This window comes from Campylobacter felis (assembly GCF_030250085.1).
GTDB lineage: Bacteria > Campylobacterota > Campylobacteria > Campylobacterales > Campylobacteraceae > Campylobacter_D > Campylobacter_D upsaliensis.
In genome coordinates this window covers 1-2,989 of sequence record NZ_JANURX010000027.1, presented here as the reverse complement: position 1 = coordinate 2,989, position 2,989 = coordinate 1, and the positions used below count along the sequence as shown (strand labels likewise).

Below are 2,989 nucleotides of genomic sequence, written 5' to 3'. Positions count from 1 at the left end.
TGATTACATATTTTTTTACATAATTCATCACTATAAGAGATGTAGATAAATTTGCGTTTTCTATCATTACCCAAAGCCCACGCTATAAAGCTTCTTGCTATGGTTTCAGTTTTACCATAAGAGGGAGGCATATTTAGCATAAGGCGTTTAAGAGGTTTGTTGTCGCTAAATTGTGGCATCGTGCTTTGTAAAACTTGACATAAATAATCAAAATGCCAATTATCCAAAAAAGGCATTTGATTAAACCTAGCCCATTTTAGCTTTAAAAAGGTCTTTAAATCACGCCTTGCTAATTCTCTAAGCGCTAGTTCTCTTAAGGCTTCATTTTGTTTATCACTCATTGATTTTTTCAAGCTTTCTTAATCTTAGTTTTTTCATCTTTTTGCCTTTTAATTGCATTCAACTTAGTTTATTATTCTTTATCTTGCAAAAAAAAGGGTTAAAAAGAAAGCGTATTTAAAAAATATGTATTTCAATAATCTTTATTTTATCTTTAAAATTTTTATAAACAATAGACATTTTTCCCATTTTTAAAAGGTAAGTATCCTTGCATATAAGTATCGCTTGGGATTTAAATTTTTCAGCACCTAAACATAAGGCGTTAATTTTTGGCAATAATTTAATATCCGCATTTAAATACTGCCTAATTTTAAGTCTTAAATCCCCCTCAAAATCATAAAGCCTAAATAAATCCTCCGCATTTTTAATCTGCATAAAATCCCTTAGTCTTTAACACAGCTTTCGCCCATTTTATATCCTCTTCATTGACTGGCTCTATATCGTTCCAAAATACCGCTTCAATAGGCATTATTTCCCCGATATTCACACTCTCCCATAGCTTATCGTGCGTCTGTTTTGATAAATCAACCGCCCTTTCGTCCTTTAGCCTTGCCATAACTTCATCTATGATTTGAATTTCTTTTGCTTTAAAATCGCTCATATTTGGTTCTACAAGGCTATGAAAGCAAATTTGCTTTTTATCATCATTGCCATAAGCATTTGATTGATAAATATGTATAACTCCTTTTATTTCAAGCTCTTTTAATGTTTTTTCGTATTTTTTTGGCAGCGGACCATATTGCATTTTAATATATTCTAAGCCCGTTAAAGCTTCACTATATTTATACATAAAAGCCCTATCACTAAACCACAAAATTTTAGCAAGTTTCAATTTCCCTAATTTCAAAGGCTCGTCCCTAAAAGAATAAATGATGTAATTAATAATTTTTTCAAGCTTAGTCATCTTAACTCTCCTATATTTTTATTATATTTTTTTATGCTTATCATCTCTTTAATCTTGCTTAAATTTCTATTTGCATACTTTAATAAAGCTCTTTTTCAAGCTTGAAAATGTATAATTTCTTGTTTATCAAAAAGGGGTTTTTGCTATCCCCCCGCGTTAAATTATTGATAAATTTAAGGCTAGTAACGACTTTGGGTAGCATTCGATTATTTACTAGCCTTTTGTAGTTCTAACAATTCTAAGCTATAAATTTTATTCCCTCCCTCATAACTCTCTTTTATTGTGATTTTAGCGCGTGAGGGCTTTTTATTTATACTAAAATCCGCGTTAAATTTATGATAGTTTATAATATCCACGCTCCCATTATTTGCCTTTTCACTTCGCACAAATTGACTTATTTTAAAGAGATTAAGCACATTTTCCACAGCTTTAAAATGCTCCTCTTTTGTATAGCCATTTTTAATCGACTTATCCACAGCCTTAACGCTTATCATTTTATTAATCCCCTCACTTGAAATGGACGCTTTTAAGCCATTGTTTTCATTTTCTACGATTTTGCCTTTAAGATTTTTAAGAGTATTTTTCGCCTCATTTCTTAAATTTTTGAAAAAATCTTTTTCCTTTGAAATTTTTAAATCCAGCATTTCGCTTTTAAGCTCCTTACTCAACGCTTTGCCTTGTATTGTCGTTTCAGCTATGGTTTCACTCAAAGGCGTGTCCATAGTTTTGTGCGGGCGCATTGCCCTCATCAAAAATAAAACTTCAAATTTCATTTTTCCCTTTAAATTTTATAAATTTTTAAGTCTTTTTTGCTTAGTATTATTTAAAGCAAGTGGGCGATGCACTCAGTGGAAGAGGCATAAGCCTTAAGGCTTATGGTATGTGCGGTTCGATTCCGCTCCCTACTTGCTTATAATGCTTATCATTTAAAACTTTCTTATCAGCCTTTTTTGTAGTGATGATATAATTTCCTAGCTCATCAGCGTTAAAATGTATAAAATTTATTTTTGCATTATCCTTTTTATCTGCAAATACTATGAAAAAATTCTTATGTCTAGTATCGATATAAGCATTTTTTGCGTGAGTTATAACACTTGGAATTTCTAGCATTTCTGCTTCGCTTAAAGCTTGATTATAGTTCGCCTTTCTTGCGGTTCTAAAATGGCTTAAATCCTTTTTAGTTAAAAACACTTCGTCAAATTCTAGCCCTAAAGCCTTTTTTAGTTTTGGTGCTAATTTTGCTATTTTTAAGATATTTGGTGCTTTTTCATAGTTGTTTTTATCCCATACATTAGCTATAAAATCCCTATATTCTTGCTCTTTAGCTATTTCCAAATTATCCACATTGTATTTTTTAAGCGTTTTGTGGGCTTTTAATTTCATTTTTTGACTTTCTTTTTCTGCTAATTTTAGCAAATTTTTTAACATAACCTTTGCCTGTATCTTTCTGCCTCTTTCATTTTGGATTATATAGCGTGGTTCTAGCATACTTAAAAGCGGATATTTCTCCCTAGCTTTTTCAAAGCCTTGTGCTAGGGTATCGGCTAGTTCTGTGATGATTTTGTCTTTTAAGGCAGGGTTTTTTTCTAAATGCTTAAAGCCCACCCTCACAGCCTTGCTCCCTAAACTTGCGCCTAAAAAGCCCGCCGCAAATTTCGCAGGGTCAAAGCTTAAATTCCCCTCCTCATCTTGCTCTACGCCGTTTAGCACCCCGCCTACTAACCCCGCTCCTATGTGAGGGTTAGA

At 32.4% G+C, this 2,989-nt stretch carries 4 protein-coding genes and 1 pseudogene; all 5 read right to left on the bottom strand.

What is annotated here, in order from left to right; all coding sequences use genetic code 11:
* Nucleotides 1-341, bottom strand: a pseudogene (locus NYG92_RS08990) (hypothetical protein); the annotation flags it as partial.
* A 115-nt stretch (nucleotides 342-456) separates the two neighbouring features.
* Complete coding sequence (locus NYG92_RS08985) at nucleotides 457-714, bottom strand: hypothetical protein (RefSeq protein ID WP_289234194.1); 258 nt, start codon at nucleotides 712-714, stop codon at nucleotides 457-459.
* Nucleotides 704-1,243 (bottom strand): Panacea domain-containing protein, encoded by a 540-nt coding sequence (locus tag NYG92_RS08980; RefSeq protein ID WP_289234193.1) that lies wholly within the window; start codon nucleotides 1,241-1,243, stop codon nucleotides 704-706. Before NYG92_RS08980 ends, NYG92_RS08985 begins: the two co-directional genes overlap by 11 nt.
* Nucleotides 1,244-1,449: 206 nt before the next feature.
* Nucleotides 1,450-2,016 carry an LPD3 domain-containing protein gene (locus NYG92_RS08975; protein ID WP_289234192.1) on the bottom strand — a complete coding sequence of 189 codons (567 nt, stop codon included), beginning with the start codon at nucleotides 2,014-2,016 and terminating at the stop codon, nucleotides 1,450-1,452.
* A gap of 100 nt (nucleotides 2,017-2,116) precedes the next feature.
* Nucleotides 2,117-2,989: hypothetical protein (locus NYG92_RS08970; protein ID WP_289234191.1), on the bottom strand; the 873-nt coding region annotated here is incomplete at its 5' end.